The following is a 22,812-nucleotide window of genomic DNA, read 5'->3' on the forward strand; positions in this document are numbered from 1 at the left end:
TTGCCGATGGCCGTCGCCCCGCCCCCGCTGAACCGGCCACGCGGCTGGACCGACCTGCAGGTCAACAGCCACCTGCATTCGCTGAAGATCCTGTTCTACATCTACGGCGGCCTGCAGCTGGTGCTGGCCGTCCTGCTGCTGCTCGCAGCGGCCGGCGGCTATGTCAGCGAGAGCCACAGCACCGATCCCGAAGCATCGCCGGCCCTGCTGGCCGCGCTCTTCGTCGGTGCCAGCCTGGTCTTTGCCGCGCTGGGCGGCCTCAGCCTGACCGCAGCCCGCCGCCTGTCCCAGCGCCGCCAGCGCACGCTGTGCATGGTCGCCGCCGGTGCGGCCTGCCTGGGCGGTGCGCTGGGCATCGCGCTGGGCGTCTACGCGCTGGTCGTGCTGCTGCGTGCCGAAGTCGTGGCCAGCTTCAGCGAACCGGGCAGCGCCGTCGTCGCATGACCGCCCGTATCGCCGTACTGGCTTCCGGCCGTGGCAGCAACCTGCAGGCCATCCTCGATGCGATCGCGGCCGGCCGCCTGCCGGCCGAGGTGGTGGGCGTGTTCTCCGACCGCCCCGATGCGGCCGCGCTGCAGCGGGTCGGGCACGGACAGCGCTGGGCGCACGCGCCGAAGACCTTCAGCGACCGCGCTGCCTACGAACAGGCGCTTGGCGATGCCGTCCACGCCGTGGCCCCGGACTGGATCGTCTGCGCCGGTTACATGCGCATCCTCGGTGCCGGCTTCGTGCAGCGCTTCAACGGCCGCCTGGTCAACATCCATCCTTCCCTGCTGCCGCTTTACAAGGGGCTGCACACCCACGCCCGTGCCCTGGATGCCGGCGACGCCGAGCATGGGGCCAGCGTGCACCTGGTGGTGCCGGAGCTGGATGCCGGTACCGTGCTGGCCCAGGCGCGCGTCCCGGTGCTGCCCGGCGATGACGCAACCCGCCTGGCCGATCGCGTGCTGGCGGTCGAGCATCCCCTGCTGATCGCCACCCTGCAGCTGCTGTGCGATGGCCGCCTGGCTGAACGGGAGGGCCGGCCGACACTCGACGGTCACCCCCTGTTTAGCCCATTGGCTCTAGATTCCGCCGGGAACCTGAACCGGTAACGCCCGTGCACACGCCCCGCTGACTGCGGGGCTGGCATCCTGCCACCTCCTGCGGTTCCTGCCTGCCATGAAGAACACGCCCCCGTTGCGCAAATTCCTGCTGCTGCCGTTCGCCGTGCTCGCCTGTGCCGCTTGGGCGCAGACCCCGCCGTCGGCCGAACCGGCGCCCATGGTGGAGGCACCGGCCGAACCGCCCCTGCCCGCGCTGCCGGCCATGGCCTGGGAACCGCCGCCGCTGCAGCCGTTCAGTGCCACCTACCAGGCCTTCTACAAGGGCAAGGAGGCTGGCGACGCAACCATGCAGGTGACCCACACCGGCGGCAACCAGTGGCGGGTGGACATGCAGGTGGTCGGCCGCCGCGGCTTTGCCAGCGTGCTCGGCCTGAACCTGGAGCAGAGCACCGTGTTCGACGTGCGCAATGGCGTCTACGCGCCGTTGAGCCAGAGCACCGTGCGCAAGGGCCTGTTCCTGGGCAAGAAGGCGGTAGGCACCTACAACTGGGAAACCGGCACCGCGCAATGGACCGGCGATGTGAAGAAGGACCGTGCCAAACCCATTCCGCTGCAGCCCGGCGACCAGAGCGCGCTGCTGCTGAACCTGTCGCTGATGCGCGACGCCCGCCCCGGCGTGGCCATGCACTACCGCTACGTTGAACTGGGCAAGGTGCGCCAGCACGACTACCAGGCGGCCGCGCAGACCGAGAACGTGGAGGTCGGCGATCTGTCCTACAACGCGCTGAAGGTGTACCGCACCAACGGCGGCAACAACGAAACCATTCTGTGGATCGCCAACGGTGTCCCCACGCCGGTGCGCATCCTGCAACGCGAAGATGGCGAGGACCGTGTCGACCTGCGCCTGATCGAATACCAAGGAGTATGAGCATGACGACCCTGACCCGCCCGCTGACCTGGATCGCCGCTGCCGCACTGTCGGTGGCCAGCCTGCCGGCCATGGCCCTGCAGCCGTTCAAGGCTGATTACCTGGCCAGCTACATGGGCATGCAGGCCAACGGCACCATGACCCTGGCCAGCGAAGGCAGCGGCAAGTGGCGCTACAACCTGCAGGTGAAGAACCAGCTGGCCGACCTCAGCCAGAGCACCGTGTTCGAGGAAGTGCGTGGCCAGCTGCGCCCGCTCAGCAGCCAGGACCGCTCGGCGCTGCTGGTGAAGAAGCGCAACGTTCAGGCCAACTACAACTGGACCAGCAACCAGGCCACCTGGACCGGCGACATCAAGCCGGACCGCGCCGGCCCGGTCGCGCTGAAGGCCGGTGACATGGATGCGCTGCTGATCAACCTGGCCATCGCCCGCGACCTGGCCGCCGGCAAGCCGCTGACCTACCGCATGGTCGACGAGGGCCGCATCAAGAACATGACCTACAAGGTCGTGGGCAAGGAAGCGGTGACCGTGGGCGGCAAGAGCTACCAGGCCACCAAGGTGTCGCGCGTGGATGGCGACAAGGAGCAGATCGCCTGGATCGTGCCCGAGTTCCCGGTGCCGACCCGCATCCTGCAGCGCGAAGGCGGCCGCGATGCGCTGGACCTGACCATCAAGGCGCTGAACTGACCCACCCTGCCGCGGTAGCGCCGGGCCTTGCCCGGCGGCTTCTGCTTCCGCGCTGCGCGCTCGCCGGGCATGGCCCGGCGCTACCGTAAAGAAAACGCCCGCTTGCGCGGGCGTTTTCTTATTTCTTCTCTTCCGCTTCGGCCGGCTTGAACTCGGTGCGGCAGTCCACCCGGATCTGCTGGCCACTGCTGCGCCAGACGAATGTGCGGCAATGGCGGTTGCCTTCCTGGCTGTCGTTCACCGCAACGGCATAGAACGACTGGATGATCTCGTCACGGCTGACCGTGCCATCGCCATTCCAGTCCATGTCCTTCTGCTCGATGCCCTTGGTGATGGCCAGGTTGGCGTACCAGGCATAGCCCAGCCACGCCAGCACGATCAGCACCAGCGCCAGCAGCGCCTTGCGGCGGGGGCTGAAGCGGCCGCGCAGGATCATGGCACGCGCCGGATGGTGGCACCGAGCGAAGACAGCTTCTCTTCGATGTTCTCGTAGCCACGGTCGAGGTGGTAGATGCGGTCGATGGTGGTCTCACCGTCGGCCATCAGGCCGGCCAGGATCAGCGACGCCGATGCGCGCAGGTCGGTGGCCATCACCGGCGCACCGCTCAGGCGCTCGTGGCCGCGGGCAATGGCGGTGTGGCCTTCCACCTGGATGTCCGCGCCGAGGCGCAGCAGTTCGTTGACGTGCATGAAACGGTTCTCGAAGATCGTTTCGTTGATCACGCCCACGCCATCGGCCACGCAGTTGAGCGCCATGAACTGCGCCTGCATGTCGGTCGGGAACGCCGGGTACGGCGCGGTGGTCAGGTTGACCGCCTTCGGCCGCTTGCCGTGCATGTCCAGGGTGATGCTGTCTTCGGTGGTCTCGATCGTCGCACCGGCCTCGACCAGCTTGGACAGTACGGCGTCCATGGTGTTCGGGCGCGCGCGGTTCACGGTCACCTTGCCGCCGGTCATCGCCGCGGCCACCAGGAAGGTGCCGGTTTCGATGCGGTCGGGCAGCACTTCATGGCGGCCACCGGACAGGCGCTCGACGCCTTCGATGACCAGGCGGGCGGTGCCCAGGCCCTCGATCTTCGCGCCCAGCGCGATCAGGCAGTGGGCCAGATCGGTCACTTCCGGTTCCATCGCGGCGTTGTCGAGGATGGTGGTGCCCTCGGCCAGCACGGCCGCCATCAGCACGTTCTCGGTGCCGGTGACGCTGACCATGTCGAAGGTGAAGTGGCCACCCTTCAGGCGCTGGGCGGTGGCCTTGATGAAGCCGTTCTCGACCACGATGTCCGCACCCAGCGCCTGCAGGCCCTTGATGTGCTGGTCGACCGGGCGCGAACCGATCGCGCAGCCGCCGGGCAGCGACACTTCGGCCGCGCCGAAGCGGGCCAGCAGCGGGCCCAGCACCAGGATCGAGGCGCGCATGGTCTTGACCAGCTCGTAGGGGGCCACGTGCTGGTTGACCGGGCGCGGGTCGACCACGATCGCGCTGCCGCGCGACAGGGTGCCCTGGTCGATGGTGACCTTGGCGCCCAGTTCGCCCAGCAGCTTCACCGTGGTGACCACGTCGTGCAGGTGCGGCACGTTGGTGATCTCCACCGGCGCATCGGCCAGCAGCGTCGCGCAGAGGATGGGGAGGACGGCGTTCTTCGCGCCGGAGATGCTCACTTCACCGTGCAGCGCAGCGCCGCCGGTCACAACGATCTTGGCCATGTATTGGGAATCTTCTGCGGTTCAGCCGGCTTCGGCCGGGGTCACGGTTTTCAGCGCCAGCGCGTGGATCGCGCCGCCCATCAGGTCGCCCAGGGTGGCATAGACCATCCGGTGGCGGGCCAGCGGCATCTTGCCGGCAAAGGCCTCACAGACCACGGTCGCTTCGAAGTGCACGCCATCGTCACCGCGCACGTCGGCGCGGGCGCCCGGCAGGCCGGTTTCGATCAGGTTGCGGATGGTGTCGGCGTCCAACGGGCTTTCCTAATAAAATGAACCCTCATTCTACTTCCGCTGCGTGGCGTCCGCATGGCCGAGTCCTCCCTGCCCCTTCGTTCCGTCGATCCTGCCGCCCTGGTGGCCAGCGGCCGCCGCGTGTTCGAGATCGAGCAGCAGGCGCTGCAGGCCGTCGCCAGCGGGCTGGGCGAGGCATTCCAGCAGGCCTGCCAGGCCATCCTGGGCAGCCGCGGCCGGGTGGTCGCCACCGGCATGGGCAAGTCCGGCCATGTCGCCCGCAAGATCGCCGCCACCCTGGCCTCCACCGGTACCCCGGCCTTCTACGTGCACCCGGGCGAGGCCGGCCACGGCGACCTGGGCATGATCACCGAGGACGACGTGGTGCTGGCGCTGTCCTATTCGGGCGAATCGGACGAGGTGCTGATGCTGCTGCCGGTGCTCAAGCGCCAGGGCAATGTGTTGATTTCCATGACCGGACGGCCGCAGTCCAGCCTGGCCAAGGCCGCCGACGTGCACCTGGACGTGAGTGTGCCGGCCGAGGCCTGCCCGCTGGCGCTGGCGCCGACCTCCAGCACCACCGCCTCGCTGGCGATGGGCGATGCGCTGGCCGTCGCCCTGCTCGACGCGCGCGGCTTCACCGCGGACGACTTCGCCCGCTCGCACCCGGCCGGCAGCCTCGGCCGCCGCCTGCTGCTGCATATCACCGACGTGATGCACAGTGGCGACGACCTGCCCAAGGTCGACGCCGGCGCCAGCCTCAGCCAGGCGCTGGTGGAGATGAGCCGCAAGCGGCTGGGCATGACCGCCGTGGTCGATGCCCAGGGCGTGCTGATCGGCCTGTTCACCGACGGCGACCTGCGCCGTGCGCTGGACACCGAACTGGATGTGCGCACGGCGAAGATCGCCGAGGTGATGACCCGCAACCCGCGCACCATCGGTGCCGACCAGCTGGCGGTGGAAGCCGCCCGGCTGATGGAAACCCACAAGATCAACGGCCTGATCGTGGTTGACGGCGAGGGCCGGGCGGTCGGCGCGCTGAACATTCATGACCTGTTGCGGGCCCGGGTGGTTTAACCGAGAGTCCGTAGACCCCATTCAGACTGTAAACCGCACCCGCCCCGAACGAGCCTGATGCCCTGATGCCCTGGTCCCCCCTGCCCGCCTTCCCCGCCCACCTGCATGCCACCGCGGCCTGTATCCGCCTGGCCTGCTTCGACGTGGACGGCACCCTCACCGACGGTCGGCTGTACTACGACAAGGACGGCAATGAGAGCAAGGCGTACTTCGTGCAGGATGGTCTGGGCCTGAAACTGCTGCAGCAGCACGGTATCCACCCCGTGCTCATCACCGCGCGCAACAGCCAGTCCGCGCTGCGGCGCGGCGCCGACCTGGGCATCGACACCCAGATCGCGGTGGGCGACAAGCTGGCCAGCGTGCAGGCGCTGTGCGCCCAGCACGGCATCGGCCTGGACCAGGTGGCGTTCATGGGCGACGACCTGCCCGACCTGGCGCCGCTGGGCGCGGTCGGCCTGGCCGTGGCTCCGGCCAACGCGCACCCGTGGATCGCTGAACGCGTGCATTGGACCACCCGCAGCGATGGCGGCCGTGGCGCCGCTCGCGAACTGTGCGACGTGCTGCTGGCCGCGCAGGGGCATATCGATGCCGTACTGGCGAGGTTCGGCGCATGAATGCTCCGTCGCTGAACTGGCGCACCGTGCTCGGCATCGGCCTGCTGCTGGCGGCCCTGCTGAGCAGCTGGGCCGCCCTGCGCAACCGCGACAAGGGGCCGGTGCAGACCGGCCAGGACGTGGGCGTGGATTACATCCTGCACGACTTCCAGATCGTGGCGCTGGACGAACAGGGCAAGGAATCGACCACCCTGCGCGCACCGCTGCTGGAGCGCCAGCGCGGCGACCAGACCATCAACATCACCACCCCGCTGTTCGAGATGCCCGACAAGGACGGCCAGCACTGGACCCTGCGCGCGCAGACCGGCTGGCTCAGCGCCAAGGGCGACGAGATGAAGCTGCGCGGCGACGTTTCAGGCGACAGCCCGGCCGCCCCCGGCGTGGTGCCCACCACCTTCCGTACCGACCACCTGGACGTGTTCCCGAAGGAAAGCCGCGCCCGTACCGATGCCAAAGTGACCATGACCCGCCCGGGCATGGAACAGTCCGGCGTCGGGTTCGAGGTGGATTCGAAGAACAACACGTATCATTTCCTCAGCCAGTCCAAGGGCCGCTACACGCCCCAACGCTGATTCCGCCGCTGGCCCGCGACGTCGCCATGGCGACTGGCGCGAGGCCGCAGCCCCCACCCGCCGCCCGGCCTGACCGGGCAGCCTCACCGGTAGAACGGACCCCGATGAAGATTCCCTTTGCTGCCGTGCTCGCCCTTGGTCTCCTGGTTCCCGCCTTCGCGCAGGCCAAGTCCACCGACCGCAACGAGCCCATGAACATCGATGCCGGCGCACAGGCCGGCAACCTCACCGGTGATGGCAAGACCACCCTGTCGCAGGGCGTGATCATCACCCAGGGCACGCTGGACCTGCGCTCGTCCGAGGCCGAGATCTACATGAAGGACGGCGAAGCCGTGCGTGCCGTGTTCACCGGCAAGCAGGCCAAGATGAAGCAGCAGCTCGATGACGGCACCTGGATGGATGCGGTGGCCGACAAGATCGACTACGACATCAAGACCGAGATCATCACCCTCACCGGCAACTACAAGGTGACCAGCGCGCGCGGTACCAATGCCGGCCAGCGCATGGTCTACAACACCCGTACCGGCGAAATGAATTCCGGTGGCGACGGCAGCCGCGTGCGTACCGTCATTCCGCCCAAGAACAAGACGCCTGCGGCGCAGCCGGCGGCCGGGAGCAAGAAGTAATGCTTGTCGCCAAGGGCCTGCGCAAGAAGTACAAGCAGCGCGAAGTCGTCAAGGACTTCGGGCTGACCCTCGATGCCGGCGAAGTGGTCGGCCTGCTCGGCCCCAACGGTGCCGGCAAGACCACCTGCTTCTACATGATCGTGGGCCTGGTGGAGGCCGATGCCGGCAGCATCGTGCTCGACGGCCAGGACATCACCGGCGACCCGATGTATACGCGCGCCAAGCAGGGCGTGGGCTACCTGCCGCAGGAACCGTCGGTGTTCCGCAAGCTGACCGTGGCCGACAACCTGCGCCTGGTGCTGGAACTGCGCGACGACCTGGATGCGGCCGGCCGCGAGCGCGAACTCAACAGCCTGCTGGACGAACTGCAGCTGGGCCACGTGTCCGAGCAGCTCGGTGCCAGCCTGTCCGGTGGTGAACGCCGCCGCTGCGAGATCGCCCGCGCACTGGCCGCCAAGCCGCGCCTGATCCTGCTGGACGAACCCTTCGCCGGCGTCGATCCGATCTCGGTCGGCGAGATCCAGCGCATCGTCACCCACCTCAAGCAGCGCGGCATCGGTGTGCTCATCACCGACCACAACGTGCGCGAAACCTTGGGAATCTGCGACCGCGCGTATATCCTCGCTGAGGGCACCGTACTGGCCCAGGGCTCGCCGGAAGCGATCCTGGACAACGCCGACGTCCGTCGCGTCTACCTTGGAGACTCCTTCAAGCTGTGACCGCGGCCGCCGGGCCCTTCCCCTCCGTTTCGGCATAGGCATGAAGACTCGGCTGCAGACATCGTTGGGACAGCAGCTGGTGCTGACACCACAGCTGCAGCAGGCGATCAAGCTGCTGCAGATGTCCACCACCGAGCTGGAGCTGGAAATCGCCCAGGCGGTGGAAAGCAACCCCCTGCTGGACTGGGCCGACAGCAACGATGACGGCGCCGGTGCGGGCAGCGATGCCGGCGATGACCACGGCGCCGACAGCGATGCACCGCCGGAGCCCGCGCAGGCCAGCGGCGACGACTGGGCCCCCGCCGAGCAGGACTGGAGCAATCCGGGCAGCAGCGGCAGTTTCGACGACGATGAAGACACCGGCAGCGCCGCCGAGCGGGTGGCCGAGGTCGAGACCCTGGCCGATCACCTGCTGTGGCAGCTGCACCTGTCGCATCTGTCGATGCGCGACCGCAGCATCGGGGCCGCGCTGATCGATGCGCTGGAAGAAGACGGTTACCTGCGCGAGCCGCTGGCGACGATCGCCGAGACCCTGCTGCCGGCCATCCACGCCGGTGAAGACGAGATCCTGACCGTGCTGCACCAGGTGCAGCGCTTCGACCCGGTGGGCGTGGCCGCGCGCTGCCTGGGCGAATGCCTGCAGCTGCAGCTGGACGTGCTGCCCGCCGACACCCCCGGCCTGGCGCTGGCCCGGCAGGTCGCCGCCGGCCCGCTGGAGCGCCTGCCGCGCAGCGGCGTGGCCGGCCTGGCCCAGGAACTGAAGCAGCCGCTCGCCGAGGTCGAGACCGCGGTCGCCCTGCTGCGCTCGCTGGACCCGCGCCCGGGTACCCAGATCGCACCGCTGGCGCAGGACACCTACGTGGTGCCGGACGTGGTGGTATGGCGGCAGAACGGGCTCTGGCGCGCCGCGCTGGCCGCCCATGCCGGGCCCAAGGTGATCATCCACCGCGGCTACGAACAGATGATCCGCCGCTGCGGCGAAGCCGACGCCGGTTACCTGCGCGCCCAGCTGCAGGAAGCCCGCTGGCTGCTTAAGGGCCTGCAGGCACGCGGCGAAACCCTGCTGCGCGTGGTGCGCAGCCTGATCCACCAGCAGGCCGGTTTCCTCGAATTCGGTGAACAGGCGCTGCGCCCGCTGACCCTGCGCGAGATCGCCGCCGAACTGGGCCTGCACGAATCCACCGTCTCGCGGGCGATCGCCCGCAAGCACGTGCGCACGCCGCGCGGCACCCTGCCGCTGCGCGCGTTCTTTGCATCGGGCATCGACACCGAAGGCGGTGGCGAAGCATCCAGTACCGCCATCCAGGCGATGATCCGCCGCCTGATCGATGACGAAAACCCACGCAAGCCGCTTTCTGACGCCAAGCTGGCTGACCTGCTCAAAACGTCGGGAATCCCAGTAGCGCGGCGCACCGTGGCGAAGTATCGTGAGGCCATGAACATCTCCGCCTCGCACGAAAGGGTCAGAATCGCTTGACGCGCCGCCGCGCCCGGCGGAGAGGTTCATTGGCACATCCGAACACAGGAGAAACCCGATGCGCATCGAAACGTTTGGCAAAGATGTCGAAGTCACCCCGGCCCTGCAGTCGTATGTTGAAGAAAAGCTGGCCCGGGTCGGAAAGCACTTCGACCAGCACTGCGAAGCGCGGGTAACCCTCAAGCTGCAGAAGACCGAACACCACGTCGACGCCAGCCTCAATATTCCCGGCCAGACCCTGCATGCCGAAGCCGGCGGCCAGACCATGTATGCCGCCATCGACGTGCTGGCGGACAAGCTCGACCGCCTGGTGATCAAGCACAAGGAGAAAAAACAGCAGCACGCTCCACTGCCGGTGGGCGACAATGGCGGCTGATCGCCACCGTTCCCCGCAGACATGCCCCTGACTGACCTCCTGGCGGCCGTGCAGACCCAGCTCTGCACGGCCACCGACCGCGACAGCGTCCTGCAGGCCGCCGCCGGGTTGCTGGCCTGCCGCCAGGCCAACGCCGAACAGATCTACCTCAACCTGTGCCAGCGCGAAGCCCTGGGCAGTACGGCGATCGGTTGCGGCATCGCCATTCCCCATGGCCGGGCCCCTGCCCTGGACCGTCCCCGCGGCGCCCTGCTGCGGCTGCAGACCCCGGTCGATTTCGGCGGCGATGAACCGGTGGACCTGGTGTTCGCCATGGCCGTCCCCGCCCACTACACCCACCAGCACCTGATGCTGCTGTCGGAACTGGCCGAGCTGTTCTCGACGCCCTCGATCCGCGACGCCCTGCGCGCGGCGGGCGATGCGCGGGCACTGCGCGAGGCCCTGGACCTTCCCCCATCGGCGAGCGCCGCATGAATACCAGCATCACCGCACGCGAACTGTTCGACCAGCAGCGCGAGCGGCTGGGGCTGCGCTGGGCCGCCGGCAAGGCCGGTGAGAAACGCGAGCTGGAAGCCGGCAACACGGTCTCCCGCCGCCCCTCGCTGGCCGGCTATCTCAATGCGATCTACCCCAACAAGGTGCAGATCCTCGGGACCGAGGAACTGTCCTGGCTGGACGCGCTGGAACCGCGCCAGCGCTGGGAAACGATCGAGAAGATCATGCAGTCGCACCCGCTGGCGCTGGTGCTGACCCGCAACCAGGCCTGCCCGGAAGACCTGCGCGCGGCCGCCGATGAATCCGGCACGCCGCTGTGGCTGTCGCCCAAGCGCGGCCATGAACTGCTCAACCACCTTTCCTACCACCTGGCGCGCACGCTGGCGCCGCGGGTGATCCTGCATGGCGTGTTCATGGAGATCTACTCCATCGGCGTGCTCATCACCGGCGAAGCCGGCTCGGGCAAGAGCGAGCTGGCGCTGGAACTGCTCAGCCGCGGTCACCGCCTGGTGGCCGACGACGCCCCCGAATTCACCCAGATCGCGCCCGACGTGCTCGACGGCACCTGCCCCGAACTGCTGCAGGACCTGCTGGAAGTGCGCGGCCTGGGCGTGCTGAACGTGCGCGAGATGTTTGGTGATACGGCGGTAAAGAAGAACAAGTACCTTCGGCTGATCGTCCACCTGACCAAGCCGATGACCGAACCCACCCCGCACGGCTACGAGCGCCTGACCGGCGATTCGGGCACCCGCCACGTGCTGGACCTGGACGTGCCGCTGATCACCCTGCCGGTGATGCCCGGCCGCAACCTGGCGGTCCTGACCGAGGCGGCCACCCGGCTGCACATTCTGCGTACCAAGGGTATCGACCCGGCGGCGATGTTCATCGCCCGCCACAGCAACCTGCTGGAACGACGAACACCCTGAGCCCCACCACCAAGAGCCTGTCCATGAGTACCGTCACCCCCACCGCCCCGACCCTGATCATCGTCAGCGGCCTGTCCGGCTCGGGTAAATCCGTCGCCCTGAAGACCTTCGAGGATCAGGACTACTACTGTTCGGACAACCTGCCGATCCAGCTGTTGCCCGATTTCGTGCGCAGCGTGCTGGAAAACCATGACGGGGGCGCGCCGCGCCGGCTGGCGGTGGGCATCGACGTGCGTGGCCAGGCCGACCTGAGCCAGCTGTCCAACTGGCGCAAGCTGGCCACCGATGCCGGCGTGGAAGCGAAGGTGCTGTACTTCGAGGCGAGCGACGAGACGATGCTCAAGCGCTATGCCGACACCCGTCGCCGGCATCCGCTGAGCCAGCTGGGCCTGTCCCTGCCCGAAGCGATCGCCCGCGAGCGCGAGCTGATCGCACCGCTGCGCCGCGAGGCCGACGTGGTCATCGATACCAGCGCGTTGAACGTCCACCAGCTGCGTCGGCGCATCATCACCGAGTTCGCGATGGGGCACGCAACGCGCCTGTCGCTGCTGTTCGAATCGTTTGCCTACAAGCGCGGCGTGCCGGCCGAGGCCGACTTCGTGTTCGATGCACGCGTGCTGCCCAACCCGCACTGGGACCCGGACCTGCGCGCGCTGAGCGGCCGCGAGCCGGGCGTGCGCGATTACCTGGAAGCGCAGCCGGACGTGCAGCGCTACCTGGGCCAGCTGATGGATTTCCTCGACACCTGGCTGCCCAAGCTGGGCGATGGCACCCGCAGCTACGTGACCGTGGCCTTCGGCTGCACCGGCGGCAAGCACCGCTCGGTGTACCTGGCCGAGCGCATGGCGCGGCATGCCCGCGAGATGGGCTGGGATGACGTGGCGACCTACCACCGCGAACAGGATTGACCTTCGAGCGAAGACGGAACAATGGGCGTAGATCCACGCCATGCGTGGAGACCGCCCGCAGGGCGGCACAAGCATCCGTAGCCGGCCGCTGACCAGGACCACTTTCGTCCGAAGTTGAACGCCTGCCGAAGCTGCTCCGGCGCATTTGGACCCTGCGCGCAGGGTCCATCCACGCATGGCGTGGATCTACTGGGCGTAATACATGAATACGGGACACAGTGCCCCTCTCCTGCTGCTATCGCCGATTCACCTTGACCTGTTAACGTGCAGTAATGACCTGTGGCATTCTCCTCGTAACACATCCTGGGATCGGGACCGCCCTGCTTGACGTGGCGACCCGGCTCCTGCGGCAATTGCCGCTGAAAACCGAAGCTTTCGAAGTACCGTTCGACGCAGACCTGGATGCTCTTCTCCCGCTCGCCTCGGCTGCCTTGCGCCGGGTCGACGGTGGGGATGGCGTGCTGATCCTGACCGACCTGTACGGCGCCAGCCCCGCCAACCTTGCCGGGCAGCTGGCCCGGTTGGGGACCCCGGTTCGCCGGGTGTCGGCGCTGAGTCTGCCGATGTTGCTGCGGGTGATGAATTATCCGGAACAGGGACTGGATCAACTGCCCGCCACAGCCGCGGCGGGCACCCGTAATGGAGCGATAGTCGACGATGCTTGAACGAGAACTCACCGTGAGCAACCGCCTGGGCCTGCACGCCCGGGCCACCGCCAAGCTGGTGCAGACGCTGGCCCCATTCCGCTGCAACGTGACCATGGCCGCCAAGGGCCGTGAGATCAACGCCAAGAGCATCATGGGCGTGATGCTGCTGGCCGCCGCCCAGGGTACGCCGGTCACCATCCGCATCAACGGCGAAGATGAAGCGGCGGCGATGGACGCGGTGGTCGACCTGTTCGAGCGCCGCTTCGACGAGGACAGCTGAGCGTGCCACGCGCACGCGCCGGCCAAACTGCCACCGGCCAACGGCCGGTACAGCTGCTGGCCGGTCACGGCGCTGCACGCGGTTCGGCGATGGGACGCGCGCGGGTTCGCCTGCCGCACGCCCTGGAAGTGGCCGTACAACGCGTCGCGCCGCAGCAGGTGGAGGCCGAACTGGTCCGCCTGCATCGCGCGGTGGATGCCGCCCGCGCGGAAATGCACGAACTGCGCCAGCGCCTGCACGGCGCACTGAGCCACGACGTCGGCGAGTTCCTCGACCTGCATGCCCTGCTGCTGGACGACCCCGAGCTGCTGCACGGCCTGGACGAACTGATACGCAGTGGTCCGTACAGTGCCGGCTATGCGCTGCGCCTGCAGCGTGACCGCCTGGCCAAGGTCTTCGATGGCATGGACGATGCCTACCTGAAGAGCCGCATGGACGACCTGGACCATGTGATCGGCCGCATCCACGCCTTCCTGCAGCCAGAGCGCCCGCCCGTGGTGAAGGGCCTGGCCGGCGAGATCCTGGTCTGCGACAACATCGCCCCGTCCGAACTGGCCCAGCTGCAGTCGCAGGGCGTGGTCGGCATCGTCACCGCCGCCGGCAGCGCGCTGTCGCACAGCGCGATCCTCGCCCGCAGCCTGCACCTGCCGCTCATCGTCAACGTGCAGCAGGTGCTCAGCCGCATCGTCGACGGCGACGTGCTCATCATCGACGGCGCCGACGGCAGCATCACGGTCAACCCGCAGGCCGACAACCTGCGCGACTACCGCGTGCGCCTGAAGGAACACGCGCGCGAGCAGCGTGAGCTCGGCCGCCTGCGCAGCAAGCCCAGCCGTACCCGCGACCAGGTCGACATCGCCCTGCTGGCCAATGCCGAATCGCTGGAAGACGTGACCCAGGCGCATGCGCTGGGCGCACAGGGGCTGGGCCTGTACCGCACCGAATTCCTGTTCCTGCAGCGCAACGAGCTGCCGGACGAGGAAGAACAGTTCCAGACCTACCGCGATGCCGCCCTGGGCATGAGCGGGCGACCGGTGACCATCCGCACCCTCGACCTGGGCGCGGACAAGGCCGACCGCACCGGCCTGACCCTGAGCAACGAGGAAAACCCGGCGCTGGGCCTGCGTGGCGTGCGCCTGTCGCTGGCGCGGCCGAAGGTGTCCGACACGCAGCTGCGCGCGATCCTGCGCGCCTCGGCCTACGGCAAGCTGCGCGTGCTGGTGCCGATGGTCAGCACCCGCGAGGAACTGTTGGCGGTACGCCGACGCATGCTCAAGCTGACCGAGCAGCTGCGCGACGAAGGCCACGTGGTGGCCGAGCACGTGCCGCTGGGCGCGATGATCGAAGTGCCAGCCGCCGCGCTGGCGCTGGAGAGTTTCATCGATCTGGTCGACTTCCTGTCGATCGGCACCAATGACCTGGTGCAGTACCTGCTGGCCGCCGACCGTAACAACGAGGCGCTCGGCGAGCTGTATTCGCCGCTGCACCCGGCGGTACTGCGCCTGTTGCAGATGGTCATCGATACCGGCGCACGCCATCGCATCCCGGTGGCGGTGTGTGGCGAGATGGCCGGCGACGCGCGCATGACCCCGCTGCTGCTGGCGCTGGGCTTGACCGAGTTCAGCCTGCACCCGGGCACGTTGCTGGAAGTCCGCCGCGCGATCCGCGAGGCCGACCTGGCCACCCTGCGCGCACGTGCGCCGAAGCTGCTGGCCGCGCGCGATCGGCGGGGTATCGAACGCTGGTTGGCACTGGTGGCCGAGGCACCCTGACTGCCGCGCTGCGCGCTCGCCGGGCACGGCCCGGCGCTACCAACACAACGTGTCCCCATGAAAACCGCACCACTCGCAGCGCTCCTGATCCTTGCGGCATTTCCCTCATGGGGAAAAGATTGCCCGGCGGAGACTACGGATACGCCGGCCCATCGGCTCACATCTGACCTTCAACAGGAGCATCCGGTCATCATCGCTGGCTGCTATCGCGGCACCCGACACGGAATATCCCTGCATGACTGCAGCAGCGGTTTTGGATCGGGTGTCTGGCTGGAGCTTGCAGAGGGTTTGGACAAGGATCCGTACGTGGATTCGTTCATGACCACCGCTTTCAGGATGCAGGCCCAGAAGGGACTGCCTCCATTGCATGTTCGAGTCAGCGGACAGCTCGAACGGAGTGACGCCTACGTGCCCGGCGGGGTGGTATTCCGTGCGACCGCGCTGCATTGCTTCGAGTCGCCCCCGACATAAGAGCCGGCAAACGCCTCCACCGAAGCCCTTGAGGTTGCCGGCCAGCGGCCGGCACTACCAGCACCCGGCGGCTATGCGTTGAAACATCCGCTTGCGATAATGACGCGCTGAACACCCCTGTTGCCGCATCCTTGCCGGGATCGCGGCTTTTCTCTTCCCGCGGGAGCTGTGATGGCTGAAGCCGTACGCCACGACAAGACTGCACGCCAGCTGCGGATGCTGTCCGATGCACTGGACAGCGGCCGGCTGGGGCCAGTACGTCGGCTCGTCAACACGCTGGCGCCGGCCGAGATCGGCAACCTGCTCGAATCGCTGCCCCCGGGCAAGCGCGAAGTGGTGTGGGGGCTGGTCGATCCCGAGGACGATGGCGAGGTGCTGGTCCACGTCGGCGAGGAAGTGCGCGAGAGCCTGCTCGCGGACATGGACCCGGACGAAATCATCGCCGCGGTCGAAGACCTGGACATCGATGACCTGGCCGACCTGGTCGAGGACCTGCCCGATACGGTCATCGACGAGGTCCTCAAGTCGATGGACCGCGAGAACCGCGAGCGCCTGGAACAGGTGCTGTCGTATCCCGAGGACAGCGCCGGCCGACTGATGAACCCGGACGTGGTGACCGTGCGCGCCGACGTCAACGTCGACGTGGTGCTGCGCTACCTGCGCCTGCGTGGCGAACTGCCCGACCACACCGATCACCTGTTCGTGGTCAGCCGCCGCCACCAGTACCTGGGCCGCGTGTCGCTGGCCGCGCTGGTCACCCACGAAGACACCACGCCGATCAACCGCCTGATCGACGACGAACAGCCGGCCATCGACGTCGGCGAGAGCGACCAGGAAGTCGCCCGGCAGTTCTCCGACCATGACTGGGTGTCCGCGCCGGTGGTGGACGACAACAACATCCTGCTCGGCCGCATCACCATCGATGACGTGGTGGACATCATCCGTTCGCAGGCCGAGCACCAGGCACTGGGCGCGGCCGGCCTGGACGAGGAAGAGGATCTGTTCTCGCCGATCAAGCGTGCCGTGCGCGGCCGCGTGGTCTGGCTGGGCATCAACCTGTGCACGGCGTTCCTCGCCGCCAGCGTGATCGGCCAGTTCGAGCTGACCCTACAGAAGGTGGTGGCGCTGGCGGTGCTGATGCCGATCGTCGCCGGCGTCGGCGGCAACGCGGCGGTGCAGGTGCTGACCCTGATGGTGCGTGGCATCGCGCTGGGCCAGGTGGGCCAGAGCAATGCGCGCATCCTGCTGTGGAAGGAAGCGCGCGTGGCGCTGATCAACGGCACGCTGATCGGCCTGCTGGTCGGCCTGATTGCGTTCCTGTGGTTCCACAGCCTGCTGCTGTCGCTGGTGATCACCCTGGCGCTGATCATCAACTTCCTGGCCGCAGCACTGGCCGGCGTGCTGTTGCCGCTGCTGCTCAAGCGCATGAACGTGGACCCGGCCGTGGCCGGCACCGTGGTGGTGACCGCGGTGACCGACGTGATGGGTTTCTTCAGCTTCCTCGGCCTGGCCACCCTCATCCTGCTGCACTGAAACTGCATGGGGTCGGATCCCGCGAAGCGGGCTCCGACCCCGTCTGCATCAACTCCGGACGCCCCCATGGCCACCACGATTGAAAACTACTTCCAGCCCGGCTGGCGCGACCAGATGCACACCTGTGCCGCCTGCGAATGGAAAGGCAACTCGCGCGCGATGGTGATGGAGCTGGACGAGGACGCCACCGAGTACGACTGCCCGGTGTGCGAGAACCCGCTGCTGGTGGTGATGCACCCGGACATGGCACAGGTGCAGGCGGCGGCGGCCGAAGGCAACGCCGAGGCGCAGGAACAGCTGGACATCATCGCCAGTTTCCCGCCCCCGCAGTGACGCGCTGCACGATGCCCGGCGCACGCCGAGCGACTACCATGAAAACGCTTCCAACCCTTGGGAAAACGTCATGGTCCGTCCGTTGCTGCGCTGGCTGCCGCTGCTGTCCCTGCTGATGCTGGCCGCCTGCGCCAGCACGCCCGACAGCGCGCGTGGCCACTTCGAATCCCGTGCGGTGAAGATGGACGGGCAGACCGCCTACTACCAGGTCTTCATTCCGGCGGTGGCGGCACGCACGCCCGGCTCGCTGCCGGTGGTGCTGTTCCTGCACGGTTCGGGTGAGCGTGGTAGCGACGGCGTCAAGCAGACCCATGCAGGCCTGGGCCCCTATCTGCGCGAGCATGCCACCGACTTCCCGGCGCTGGCGGTGTTCCCGCAGGTGCCCGGCGAAGAGGAATGGAGCGGCCACAACAACCGCGTGGCACTGGCTGCGCTGGATGCGGCGATCGCCGAGTTTGGTGCCGACCCGGCGCGGCAGTACCTGACCGGCATGTCGATGGGCGGCTACGGCAGCTGGAACATCGCCCTGGACGAACCGCAGCGCTTCGCCGCCATCGTGCCGGTATGCGGCGCCGTGCTGGCCCCGCGCGCGGTGCGCCCCACCCTGTTCGTCGAACAGGTGGCGCACGAAGCTGATCCTTACGCTGCCATCGCCCAGCGCCTGCGGCAGACGCCCATCTGGATCTTCCACGGCGCGCAGGATGACGTGGTGCCGCCGGCCGATGACCGCCGCCTGCATGCCGCTTTCCAGGCCGCCGGCGCGGGCGACGTGCGCTACACCGAATACCCCGACGGCAACCACAACGCCTGGGACGCCACCTACGCCGACCCGGCGATGTGGGCGTGGCTGTTCGCGCAGAAGCGCTGAACCCCAGACTCTGGTCTGCTGTGGGTGGGTGCCGACCGTTGGTCGGCACTGCCCTTACCTGCATCAAGGCAATTACCCGATAGCAAGAAACAGTCGGCGCGCACACGCTGGTGTTCATGAACCGTGCACGCCTGCGCCTTGGCCGCCATTCCCGCATCGGGCAGTCCTACCTCCTGACTACCGTAACGCATGGGCGTCATCGCTACTTCGATGATCCCAATGCGGCGCAGTTGGTGATGGATGTTCTCCATCGGATCGACACTGAGGGCCTCACGCACTCACTTGCCTACGTGGTCATGCCGGACCACATCCATTGGCTCGTGGAGCTTCGTGCGTTCTCGCTGGACTACCTCATGCAGCGATTCAAATCGAGCAGTGCATTGCAGGTCAATCGCATGCTCGGCCTATCAGGACGTTTCTGGCAATCGAGCTATCACGATCATGCGATCCGCTCGGATGAATCGCTGTTTCGTCAGCCATGTACGTGGTGGCAAATCCGATCAGAGCAGGATTGACCACGCAGCTTGGCGAGTATCCCCACGCGTGGTGTCGATGGGAGATGGCTGGGCAATTACAGGCAATGGGGCATTCTGGATCGACGAGATAGTGCCGACCAACGGTCGGCACCCACCAAAGCAGTTCAGTGCCGACCAACGGTCGGCACCCACCGGGGCAGTTCAGTGCCAACCAACGGTTGGCATCCACCAGGGCAGTTCAGTGCCGACCAACGGTTGGCATCCACCAGGGCAGTTCAGTGCCAACCAACGGTCGGCACCCACCAGGGCAGTTCAGTGCCGACCAACGGTTGGCACCCACCAGGGCAGTTCAGTGCCAACCAACGGTTGGCACCCACCCAGCAGTTCAGTGTCGACCAACGGTCGGCACCCACCAGGCACCCACCCAGCAGATCAGCCCAGCAGGGTTTCCAGCACGGCCATGCGCACGGCGACGCCGTTGGCGACCTGGCGCAGCACCCACGACTGCGGGCCGTCGGCCACGTCGTCGGTCACTTCCACGCCGCGATTGATCGGGCCCGGGTGCAGCACTGCTGCATCCTTGCCGGCACGGGCCAGGCGTTCGGCATTCAGGCCGTACTGGGCGTGGTACTGCTCCAGCGACGGCACCAGGCCCTCTTCCATGCGCTCGCGCTGCAGGCGCAGCATCATCAGCGCGTCCACGCCTTCCAGCATCGCGTCGAAATCATCGCCGACCACGCAGCCCTTCAGGGTCTCGTCGTCAGGCAGCAGCGACTGCGGGCCGCACACGCGGATCTCGCCCACGCCCAGCGTGCGCAGTGCATGCAGGTCGGTGCGGGCCACGCGCGAGTGCTTCACATCGCCGACGATCACGACCTTCAGCTTCGAGAAATCCGGGCCCTTGGCCTGGCGCAGGGTCAGCATGTCCAGCAGGCCCTGGGTCGGGTGCGAGCTGCGGCCGTCGCCGGCGTTGACCAGGGCGGTGCCCTCGCCCGCCGCTGCGGCCAGCGCGGCGACCGCGCCGTCATCGGGGTGGCGCACGACGAAGCCGCGCACGCCCATCGCTTCCAGGTTCTTCAGCGTGTCGCAGGCGGTCTCGCCCTTGCGCGTCGATGACGTGGAGGCATCGAAGTTCAGCACGTCCGCGCCCAGGCGCTGGGCGGCCAGCTGGAACGAGCTGCGGGTGCGGGTGGAGGGTTCGAAGAACAGCGTGCACACCGCCGAACCGGCCAGCACCTGGCGCTTGTTGCCGACGCGGCCGACGGCGGCATCTCGGATCTGCCCTGCCCGGTCGAGCAGCTGCAGCAGGGTTTCGCGCGGCAGGCCCTCAAGGGTCAGCAGGTGGCGCAGGCGTCCGGAAGCATCAAGTTGCTGGGCAGTCATGGCGGGAGTCGTGCAGTCAGGGAATGGGGGTGGCGTCGTCGGGGGACGACAGCCAGCGGTCGATGATCACCGCCGCGGCCACGGCGTCGAGGGCGGCCGCATCACGGCGGCGCTTGCGCCCTTCGGCGCGCTCGACGGCGAAGCGGCGGGCGGCCTCGACCGAGCTGGAACGCTCGTCGATCATCGCCACCGGCAGCTTGAAGCGTTCCCGCAGCTGGCGGGCGAAGCCCTGCGCGCGCTTGCGGTTGGGCTGGTCCTGGCCATCCAGGGTGAGCGGATCGCCCACCACCAGGCCGTCGGGCTTCCATTCCTTCAGCAGGCGCTCGATCGCGGTCCAGTCCGGGCCGTTGCCATGCACATCGACCACGGCCACCGCGCGCGCATGCGCCGCAAAGGCACTGCCGATGGCCACGCCGATACGACGCGAGCCGACATCGAAACCCAGCACGGTGCCATCACGGCGGATGGCCGGGGCGGCAGGAACCGGGGCGGGGGCGGCCGGCTCAGACATGGCCGCTGTAATCGGTCAGCCGGAACAGGTCCACGCCGATGCGCGAGGCCGCACCCTGCCAGCGCTGCTCCAGTGGCAGCTGGAACACCAGTTCGGCATCGGCCGGCACGGTCAGCCAGCTGTTCTCGGACAGCTCGCTTTCCAGCTGCCCGGCGCCCCAGCCGGCACAGCCCAGGGTGACCACGGCATTGGCCGGGCCTTCACCGCGGGCCATGGCCTCGAGGATGTCGCGCGAGGTGGTCAGGTACAGGCCCTCGCCCACGCGCAGGCTGGAATCCCAGTCGCGCGCGTCGTCGTGGATGACGAAGCCGCGTTCGGGATGCACCGGGCCGCCGTTGAGCACCGTGCGCGCCTGCAGCTCGCCATCACCGGTGGTGATGTCCATCTGCGAAAGCACTTCGCCCAGCGTGTATTCGGAGGGCTGGTTGACCAGCACGCCCATCGCCCCGTTCTCGTCGTGCTGGCAGATCAGCGCGACGCTGCGGGCAAAGGTGGCGTCGATCAGCGACGGCAGCGCGACGAGCAGGTGATCGGCAAGGGAGGTAGGCGTTACAGGCATGGTGCCATTCTAGCCGGTGGGCGCCTCCGGCGCCTGCACGCCGCGCATAATGGGGCGCCCGCCCGCCAGGAGAACACCTTGTCCGGATACTGCCGCATCGCCCCGGGCCACCCGGTGCATGAGTTCTACCACGCCAATGAATACGGCTTCCCGCAGCGTGACGAGCGCGAGCTGTTCGAGCGGCTGGTGCTGGAAATCAACCAGGCCGGGCTGAGCTGGGAAACCATCCTGAAGAAGCGCGAGGGTTTCCGCGCGGCCTACGACGGCTTCGACGTGGACCGCGTGGCGGCCTATGCCGAGCAGGACATCGAGCGCCTGCTGTCCGACGCCGGCATCATCCGCAACCGGCTGAAGGTGCTGGCCGCCATCCACAACGCGCAGGTGATCCAGCAGCTGCGGGCCAGCCACGGCAGCTTCGCCGCGTGGCTGGACGCGCACCACCCGCGCAGCAAGGCCGACTGGGTGAAGCTGTTCAAGAAGACGTTCCGCTTCACCGGCGGCGAGATCACCGGCGAGTTCCTGATGAGCCTGGGCTACCTGCCCGGCGCGCATGCCGAGGACTGCCCGGTGCATGCGCAGCTGTTGAAGCTGGCGCCGCCGTGGGTGAAGGCCAGCACACGGTAGTGCCGGCCGCTGGCCGGCAGTCCCGGAATGCTGCGGGTGTTGCCGGCCCGCGGCCGGCACTACCGTTGAATGATCAGACGCCCATGTAACGGCCGGGGCGGTGGTTGAACATCAGCACCAGGCTGAGCACCACCGCGCCGATCGCCGAGTACATCACCTTCGACGGTGACAGCACGAAGAACGCGGCCACCATCAGGCAGGCATCGAAGGACATCTGCACCTTGCCGGCACTCCAGCCACGGGTGCGCTGCAGGTACACCGCCAGGATGCCGATGCCGCCCAGGCTGGCGCGGTGGCGGATGAAGAACAGGATGCCCAGGCCGGACAGGGCGCCGCCGACCAGCGCCGAGTACAGCGGCGCGATATGCGAGAAATCGGCCCAGCGCGGCAGGATGTCGGTCAGCACGCCGCAGGCGGTGACCGCCGCGAAGGTCTTGAGGGTGAACTCCCAGCCCATGCGGCGTACGGCCACCCAGTAGAACGGCAGGTTGACCAGCACGAACACCAGGCCGAAATTCCAGCCCATGGCGTAGTGCAGCAGGAAGGCCGCGCCGGCCATGCCGCCGATCATCAACCCGCCCTTGGCGAAGATGGCCAGGCCCAGCGAGGCCACCAGCATGGCCAGCACCATGCCCTGCACATCCTCGGCGACCGAGTGGCGCAGCGCTTTTTCGTCGGCGGGGGTGCCGGCGCTGTCCGGGGGCGGGGTGAGCGGACCTGCGGTGACGAGGTGGCCGTCAGCGTCGTCGCACGGCGCCGGGCCATGGGATTGGAGGGACATTCGGGTGGGGACCGCAGGTGGGGAGCGGTATTAGACACGATCCGGGTGACAGTTGCAGATGAAATCGTTCAGTCAGCGAACGGCGCAGCCCCTCGTGGCTGGCTCGGCTGCGTAGAGTCGAGCTTGCTCGACTGCGGGTATCCGCGCTTGGCGGGGCGGGGTGGGACCACGGGCCACCACGAAGCCCCC

29 protein-coding genes and 1 pseudogene are annotated in these 22,812 nt (G+C 67.8%); 23 read left to right on the plus strand and 7 right to left on the minus strand.

All coding sequences use genetic code 11. The annotated features are described in order from the left end of the window. The first annotated feature begins 6 nt into the window (after positions 1-6). The 4 genes from IAE41_RS13030 (at position 7) to IAE41_RS13045 (ending at position 2,660) form a co-directional block, all read left to right on the plus strand. Complete coding sequence (locus tag IAE41_RS13030; RefSeq protein WP_200733406.1) at positions 7-444, plus strand: hypothetical protein; 438 nt, start codon at positions 7-9, stop codon at positions 442-444. Further along, entirely contained in the window at positions 441-1,094 is a 654-nt protein-coding gene (gene purN / locus IAE41_RS13035; RefSeq protein ID WP_200733407.1) for a phosphoribosylglycinamide formyltransferase, read from the plus strand. The genes IAE41_RS13030 and purN overlap by 4 nt, the downstream gene beginning before the upstream one ends. A 67-nt stretch (positions 1,095-1,161) precedes the next feature. Then, positions 1,162-1,974 carry a DUF3108 domain-containing protein gene (locus tag IAE41_RS13040; RefSeq protein ID WP_200733408.1) on the plus strand — a complete coding sequence of 271 codons (813 nt, stop codon included), beginning with the start codon at positions 1,162-1,164 and terminating at the stop codon, positions 1,972-1,974. 2 nt (positions 1,975-1,976) lie between these two features. Beyond that, positions 1,977-2,660, plus strand: a complete 684-nt coding sequence (locus IAE41_RS13045; protein ID WP_200733409.1) for a DUF3108 domain-containing protein — start codon at positions 1,977-1,979, stop codon at positions 2,658-2,660. Between the two features lie 118 nt (positions 2,661-2,778). Here the strand turns inward: IAE41_RS13045 and IAE41_RS13050 are convergent, their stop codons facing one another. From IAE41_RS13050 to IAE41_RS13060, 3 genes are read right to left on the minus strand one after another with little or no spacing between them, the layout of a single operon-like run. Next, a complete protein-coding gene (locus tag IAE41_RS13050; RefSeq protein ID WP_079220907.1) occupies positions 2,779-3,096 on the minus strand; it encodes a hypothetical protein in 318 nt (105 codons plus the stop codon). Next, positions 3,093-4,364: a UDP-N-acetylglucosamine 1-carboxyvinyltransferase gene (gene murA / locus IAE41_RS13055; protein WP_200733410.1), complete on the minus strand. Its 1,272-nt coding sequence runs from the start codon at positions 4,362-4,364 to the stop codon at positions 3,093-3,095. Before murA ends, IAE41_RS13050 begins: the two co-directional genes overlap by 4 nt. Positions 4,365-4,385: 21 nt before the next feature. Then, positions 4,386-4,616 (minus strand): BolA family protein, encoded by a 231-nt coding sequence (locus IAE41_RS13060; protein ID WP_021202589.1) that lies wholly within the window; start codon positions 4,614-4,616, stop codon positions 4,386-4,388. 54 nt (positions 4,617-4,670) lie between these two features. On the opposite strand from IAE41_RS13060, the gene IAE41_RS13065 reads away from it, so the two are divergent. The 18 genes and pseudogenes from IAE41_RS13065 (at position 4,671) to IAE41_RS13150 (ending at position 18,896) form a co-directional block, all read left to right on the plus strand. Beyond that, the gene (locus tag IAE41_RS13065; RefSeq protein WP_200733411.1) at positions 4,671-5,672 is read left to right on the plus strand and encodes a KpsF/GutQ family sugar-phosphate isomerase; all 1,002 of its coding nucleotides are present in this window, start codon (positions 4,671-4,673) and stop codon (positions 5,670-5,672) included. 65 nt (positions 5,673-5,737) lie between these two features. Next, complete coding sequence (locus tag IAE41_RS13070) at positions 5,738-6,286, plus strand: HAD hydrolase family protein (RefSeq protein ID WP_200733412.1); 549 nt, start codon at positions 5,738-5,740, stop codon at positions 6,284-6,286. Next, positions 6,283-6,858 carry an LPS export ABC transporter periplasmic protein LptC gene (gene lptC / locus IAE41_RS13075; protein ID WP_200733413.1) on the plus strand — a complete coding sequence of 192 codons (576 nt, stop codon included), beginning with the start codon at positions 6,283-6,285 and terminating at the stop codon, positions 6,856-6,858. The genes IAE41_RS13070 and lptC overlap by 4 nt, the downstream gene beginning before the upstream one ends. 104 nt (positions 6,859-6,962) lie before the next feature. Beyond that, positions 6,963-7,484 carry a lipopolysaccharide transport periplasmic protein LptA gene (gene lptA / locus IAE41_RS13080; RefSeq protein WP_200733414.1) on the plus strand — a complete coding sequence of 174 codons (522 nt, stop codon included), beginning with the start codon at positions 6,963-6,965 and terminating at the stop codon, positions 7,482-7,484. Beyond that, the gene (lptB, locus tag IAE41_RS13085; protein ID WP_079220900.1) at positions 7,484-8,203 is read left to right on the plus strand and encodes an LPS export ABC transporter ATP-binding protein; all 720 of its coding nucleotides are present in this window, start codon (positions 7,484-7,486) and stop codon (positions 8,201-8,203) included. The genes lptA and lptB overlap by 1 nt, the downstream gene beginning before the upstream one ends. Positions 8,204-8,243: 40 nt before the next feature. After that, positions 8,244-9,680, plus strand: a complete 1,437-nt coding sequence (locus IAE41_RS13090; RefSeq protein WP_200733415.1) for an RNA polymerase factor sigma-54 — start codon at positions 8,244-8,246, stop codon at positions 9,678-9,680. 58 nt (positions 9,681-9,738) lie between these two features. Continuing rightward, entirely contained in the window at positions 9,739-10,056 is a 318-nt protein-coding gene (gene raiA / locus IAE41_RS13095) for a ribosome-associated translation inhibitor RaiA (RefSeq protein WP_079220898.1), read from the plus strand. 21 nt (positions 10,057-10,077) lie between these two features. Continuing rightward, the gene (locus IAE41_RS13100) at positions 10,078-10,530 is read left to right on the plus strand and encodes a PTS sugar transporter subunit IIA (protein ID WP_079220897.1); all 453 of its coding nucleotides are present in this window, start codon (positions 10,078-10,080) and stop codon (positions 10,528-10,530) included. Continuing rightward, the gene (gene hprK, locus IAE41_RS13105) at positions 10,527-11,477 is read left to right on the plus strand and encodes an HPr(Ser) kinase/phosphatase (protein ID WP_079220896.1); all 951 of its coding nucleotides are present in this window, start codon (positions 10,527-10,529) and stop codon (positions 11,475-11,477) included. The genes IAE41_RS13100 and hprK overlap by 4 nt, the downstream gene beginning before the upstream one ends. A 23-nt stretch (positions 11,478-11,500) precedes the next feature. Continuing rightward, on the plus strand, positions 11,501-12,385 hold the full coding sequence (gene rapZ / locus IAE41_RS13110; RefSeq protein WP_079220895.1) for an RNase adapter RapZ: 885 nt from the start codon (positions 11,501-11,503) through the stop codon (positions 12,383-12,385). A 272-nt stretch (positions 12,386-12,657) separates the two neighbouring features. Next, positions 12,658-13,050 carry a PTS fructose IIA subunit family protein gene (locus tag IAE41_RS13115; protein ID WP_070490164.1) on the plus strand — a complete coding sequence of 131 codons (393 nt, stop codon included), beginning with the start codon at positions 12,658-12,660 and terminating at the stop codon, positions 13,048-13,050. Next, a complete protein-coding gene (locus IAE41_RS13120; RefSeq protein ID WP_079220894.1) occupies positions 13,043-13,312 on the plus strand; it encodes an HPr family phosphocarrier protein in 270 nt (89 codons plus the stop codon). Before IAE41_RS13115 ends, IAE41_RS13120 begins: the two co-directional genes overlap by 8 nt. A 2-nt stretch (positions 13,313-13,314) precedes the next feature. Beyond that, positions 13,315-15,084 (plus strand): phosphoenolpyruvate--protein phosphotransferase, encoded by a 1,770-nt coding sequence (gene ptsP / locus IAE41_RS13125; protein ID WP_200733416.1) that lies wholly within the window; start codon positions 13,315-13,317, stop codon positions 15,082-15,084. A gap of 57 nt (positions 15,085-15,141) precedes the next feature. Further along, positions 15,142-15,555, plus strand: a complete 414-nt coding sequence (locus IAE41_RS13130; protein WP_200733417.1) for a hypothetical protein — start codon at positions 15,142-15,144, stop codon at positions 15,553-15,555. Between the two features lie 171 nt (positions 15,556-15,726). Next, the gene (mgtE, locus tag IAE41_RS13135; protein ID WP_079220892.1) at positions 15,727-17,088 is read left to right on the plus strand and encodes a magnesium transporter; all 1,362 of its coding nucleotides are present in this window, start codon (positions 15,727-15,729) and stop codon (positions 17,086-17,088) included. Positions 17,089-17,154: 66 nt separating this feature from the next. Next, positions 17,155-17,421, plus strand: coding sequence for a hypothetical protein (locus IAE41_RS13140; protein WP_200733418.1), 267 nt, complete (start codon positions 17,155-17,157; stop codon positions 17,419-17,421). A gap of 70 nt (positions 17,422-17,491) precedes the next feature. Further along, positions 17,492-18,289, plus strand: coding sequence for a prolyl oligopeptidase family serine peptidase (locus IAE41_RS13145; RefSeq protein ID WP_200733419.1), 798 nt, complete (start codon positions 17,492-17,494; stop codon positions 18,287-18,289). Between the two features lie 116 nt (positions 18,290-18,405). Then, positions 18,406-18,896: pseudogene (locus tag IAE41_RS13150) on the plus strand (transposase). 301 nt (positions 18,897-19,197) lie between these two features. Here IAE41_RS13150 and IAE41_RS13155 read toward each other — a convergent pair. From IAE41_RS13155 to IAE41_RS13165, 3 genes are read right to left on the minus strand one after another with little or no spacing between them, the layout of a single operon-like run. Beyond that, positions 19,198-20,148 (minus strand): aspartate carbamoyltransferase catalytic subunit, encoded by a 951-nt coding sequence (locus tag IAE41_RS13155; RefSeq protein WP_200733420.1) that lies wholly within the window; start codon positions 20,146-20,148, stop codon positions 19,198-19,200. A gap of 16 nt (positions 20,149-20,164) precedes the next feature. Then, complete coding sequence (gene ruvX / locus IAE41_RS13160; RefSeq protein ID WP_079220887.1) at positions 20,165-20,659, minus strand: Holliday junction resolvase RuvX; 495 nt, start codon at positions 20,657-20,659, stop codon at positions 20,165-20,167. Then, a complete protein-coding gene (locus IAE41_RS13165; protein ID WP_079220886.1) occupies positions 20,652-21,218 on the minus strand; it encodes a YqgE/AlgH family protein in 567 nt (188 codons plus the stop codon). Before IAE41_RS13165 ends, ruvX begins: the two co-directional genes overlap by 8 nt. A 78-nt stretch (positions 21,219-21,296) precedes the next feature. Between IAE41_RS13165 and IAE41_RS13170 the strand changes: the two genes are divergently transcribed. Next, entirely contained in the window at positions 21,297-21,842 is a 546-nt protein-coding gene (locus IAE41_RS13170; RefSeq protein WP_200733421.1) for a DNA-3-methyladenine glycosylase I, read from the plus strand. Between the two features lie 73 nt (positions 21,843-21,915). On the opposite strand, the gene IAE41_RS13175 is transcribed toward IAE41_RS13170, so the two are convergent. Further along, positions 21,916-22,623, minus strand: coding sequence for a YitT family protein (locus tag IAE41_RS13175; protein ID WP_200733422.1), 708 nt, complete (start codon positions 22,621-22,623; stop codon positions 21,916-21,918). Between the last annotated feature and the right edge of the window lie 189 nt (positions 22,624-22,812).

Source organism: Stenotrophomonas sp. S39 (assembly GCF_016624665.1).
In the GTDB taxonomy this organism is placed as follows: Bacteria; Pseudomonadota; Gammaproteobacteria; order Xanthomonadales; family Xanthomonadaceae; genus Stenotrophomonas.

Bases quoted from the DNA above. Each gene is read 5' to 3' on its own strand.
- IAE41_RS13100 (WP_079220897.1), top strand. From the start codon at position 10,078: ATGCCCCTGACTGACCTCCTGGCGGCCGTGCAGACCCAGCTCTGCACG.
- hprK (WP_079220896.1), top strand. From the start codon at position 10,527: ATGAATACCAGCATCACCGCACGCGAACTGTTCGACCAGCAGCGCGAG.
- IAE41_RS13145 (WP_200733419.1), top strand. From the start codon at position 17,492: ATGGTCCGTCCGTTGCTGCGCTGGCTGCCGCTGCTGTCCCTGCTGATG.
- raiA (WP_079220898.1), top strand. From the start codon at position 9,739: ATGCGCATCGAAACGTTTGGCAAAGATGTCGAAGTCACCCCGGCCCTG.
- IAE41_RS13070 (WP_200733412.1), top strand. From the start codon at position 5,738: ATGCCCTGGTCCCCCCTGCCCGCCTTCCCCGCCCACCTGCATGCCACC.
- lptC (WP_200733413.1), top strand. From the start codon at position 6,283: ATGAATGCTCCGTCGCTGAACTGGCGCACCGTGCTCGGCATCGGCCTG.
- IAE41_RS13115 (WP_070490164.1), top strand. From the start codon at position 12,658: ATGACCTGTGGCATTCTCCTCGTAACACATCCTGGGATCGGGACCGCC.
- IAE41_RS13030 (WP_200733406.1), top strand. From the start codon at position 7: ATGGCCGTCGCCCCGCCCCCGCTGAACCGGCCACGCGGCTGGACCGAC.
- IAE41_RS13155 (WP_200733420.1), bottom strand. From the start codon at position 20,148: ATGACTGCCCAGCAACTTGATGCTTCCGGACGCCTGCGCCACCTGCTG.
- murA (WP_200733410.1), bottom strand. From the start codon at position 4,364: ATGGCCAAGATCGTTGTGACCGGCGGCGCTGCGCTGCACGGTGAAGTG.
- IAE41_RS13120 (WP_079220894.1), top strand. From the start codon at position 13,043: ATGCTTGAACGAGAACTCACCGTGAGCAACCGCCTGGGCCTGCACGCC.
- IAE41_RS13050 (WP_079220907.1), bottom strand. From the start codon at position 3,096: ATGATCCTGCGCGGCCGCTTCAGCCCCCGCCGCAAGGCGCTGCTGGCG.
- IAE41_RS13040 (WP_200733408.1), top strand. From the start codon at position 1,162: ATGAAGAACACGCCCCCGTTGCGCAAATTCCTGCTGCTGCCGTTCGCC.
- ruvX (WP_079220887.1), bottom strand. From the start codon at position 20,659: ATGTCTGAGCCGGCCGCCCCCGCCCCGGTTCCTGCCGCCCCGGCCATC.
- IAE41_RS13065 (WP_200733411.1), top strand. From the start codon at position 4,671: ATGGCCGAGTCCTCCCTGCCCCTTCGTTCCGTCGATCCTGCCGCCCTG.
- rapZ (WP_079220895.1), top strand. From the start codon at position 11,501: ATGAGTACCGTCACCCCCACCGCCCCGACCCTGATCATCGTCAGCGGC.
- mgtE (WP_079220892.1), top strand. From the start codon at position 15,727: ATGGCTGAAGCCGTACGCCACGACAAGACTGCACGCCAGCTGCGGATG.
- IAE41_RS13165 (WP_079220886.1), bottom strand. From the start codon at position 21,218: ATGCCTGTAACGCCTACCTCCCTTGCCGATCACCTGCTCGTCGCGCTG.
- IAE41_RS13045 (WP_200733409.1), top strand. From the start codon at position 1,977: ATGACGACCCTGACCCGCCCGCTGACCTGGATCGCCGCTGCCGCACTG.
- lptB (WP_079220900.1), top strand. From the start codon at position 7,484: ATGCTTGTCGCCAAGGGCCTGCGCAAGAAGTACAAGCAGCGCGAAGTC.
- IAE41_RS13130 (WP_200733417.1), top strand. From the start codon at position 15,142: ATGAAAACCGCACCACTCGCAGCGCTCCTGATCCTTGCGGCATTTCCC.
- IAE41_RS13140 (WP_200733418.1), top strand. From the start codon at position 17,155: ATGGCCACCACGATTGAAAACTACTTCCAGCCCGGCTGGCGCGACCAG.
- IAE41_RS13175 (WP_200733422.1), bottom strand. From the start codon at position 22,623: ATGTCCCTCCAATCCCATGGCCCGGCGCCGTGCGACGACGCTGACGGC.
- lptA (WP_200733414.1), top strand. From the start codon at position 6,963: ATGAAGATTCCCTTTGCTGCCGTGCTCGCCCTTGGTCTCCTGGTTCCC.
- IAE41_RS13090 (WP_200733415.1), top strand. From the start codon at position 8,244: ATGAAGACTCGGCTGCAGACATCGTTGGGACAGCAGCTGGTGCTGACA.
- purN (WP_200733407.1), top strand. From the start codon at position 441: ATGACCGCCCGTATCGCCGTACTGGCTTCCGGCCGTGGCAGCAACCTG.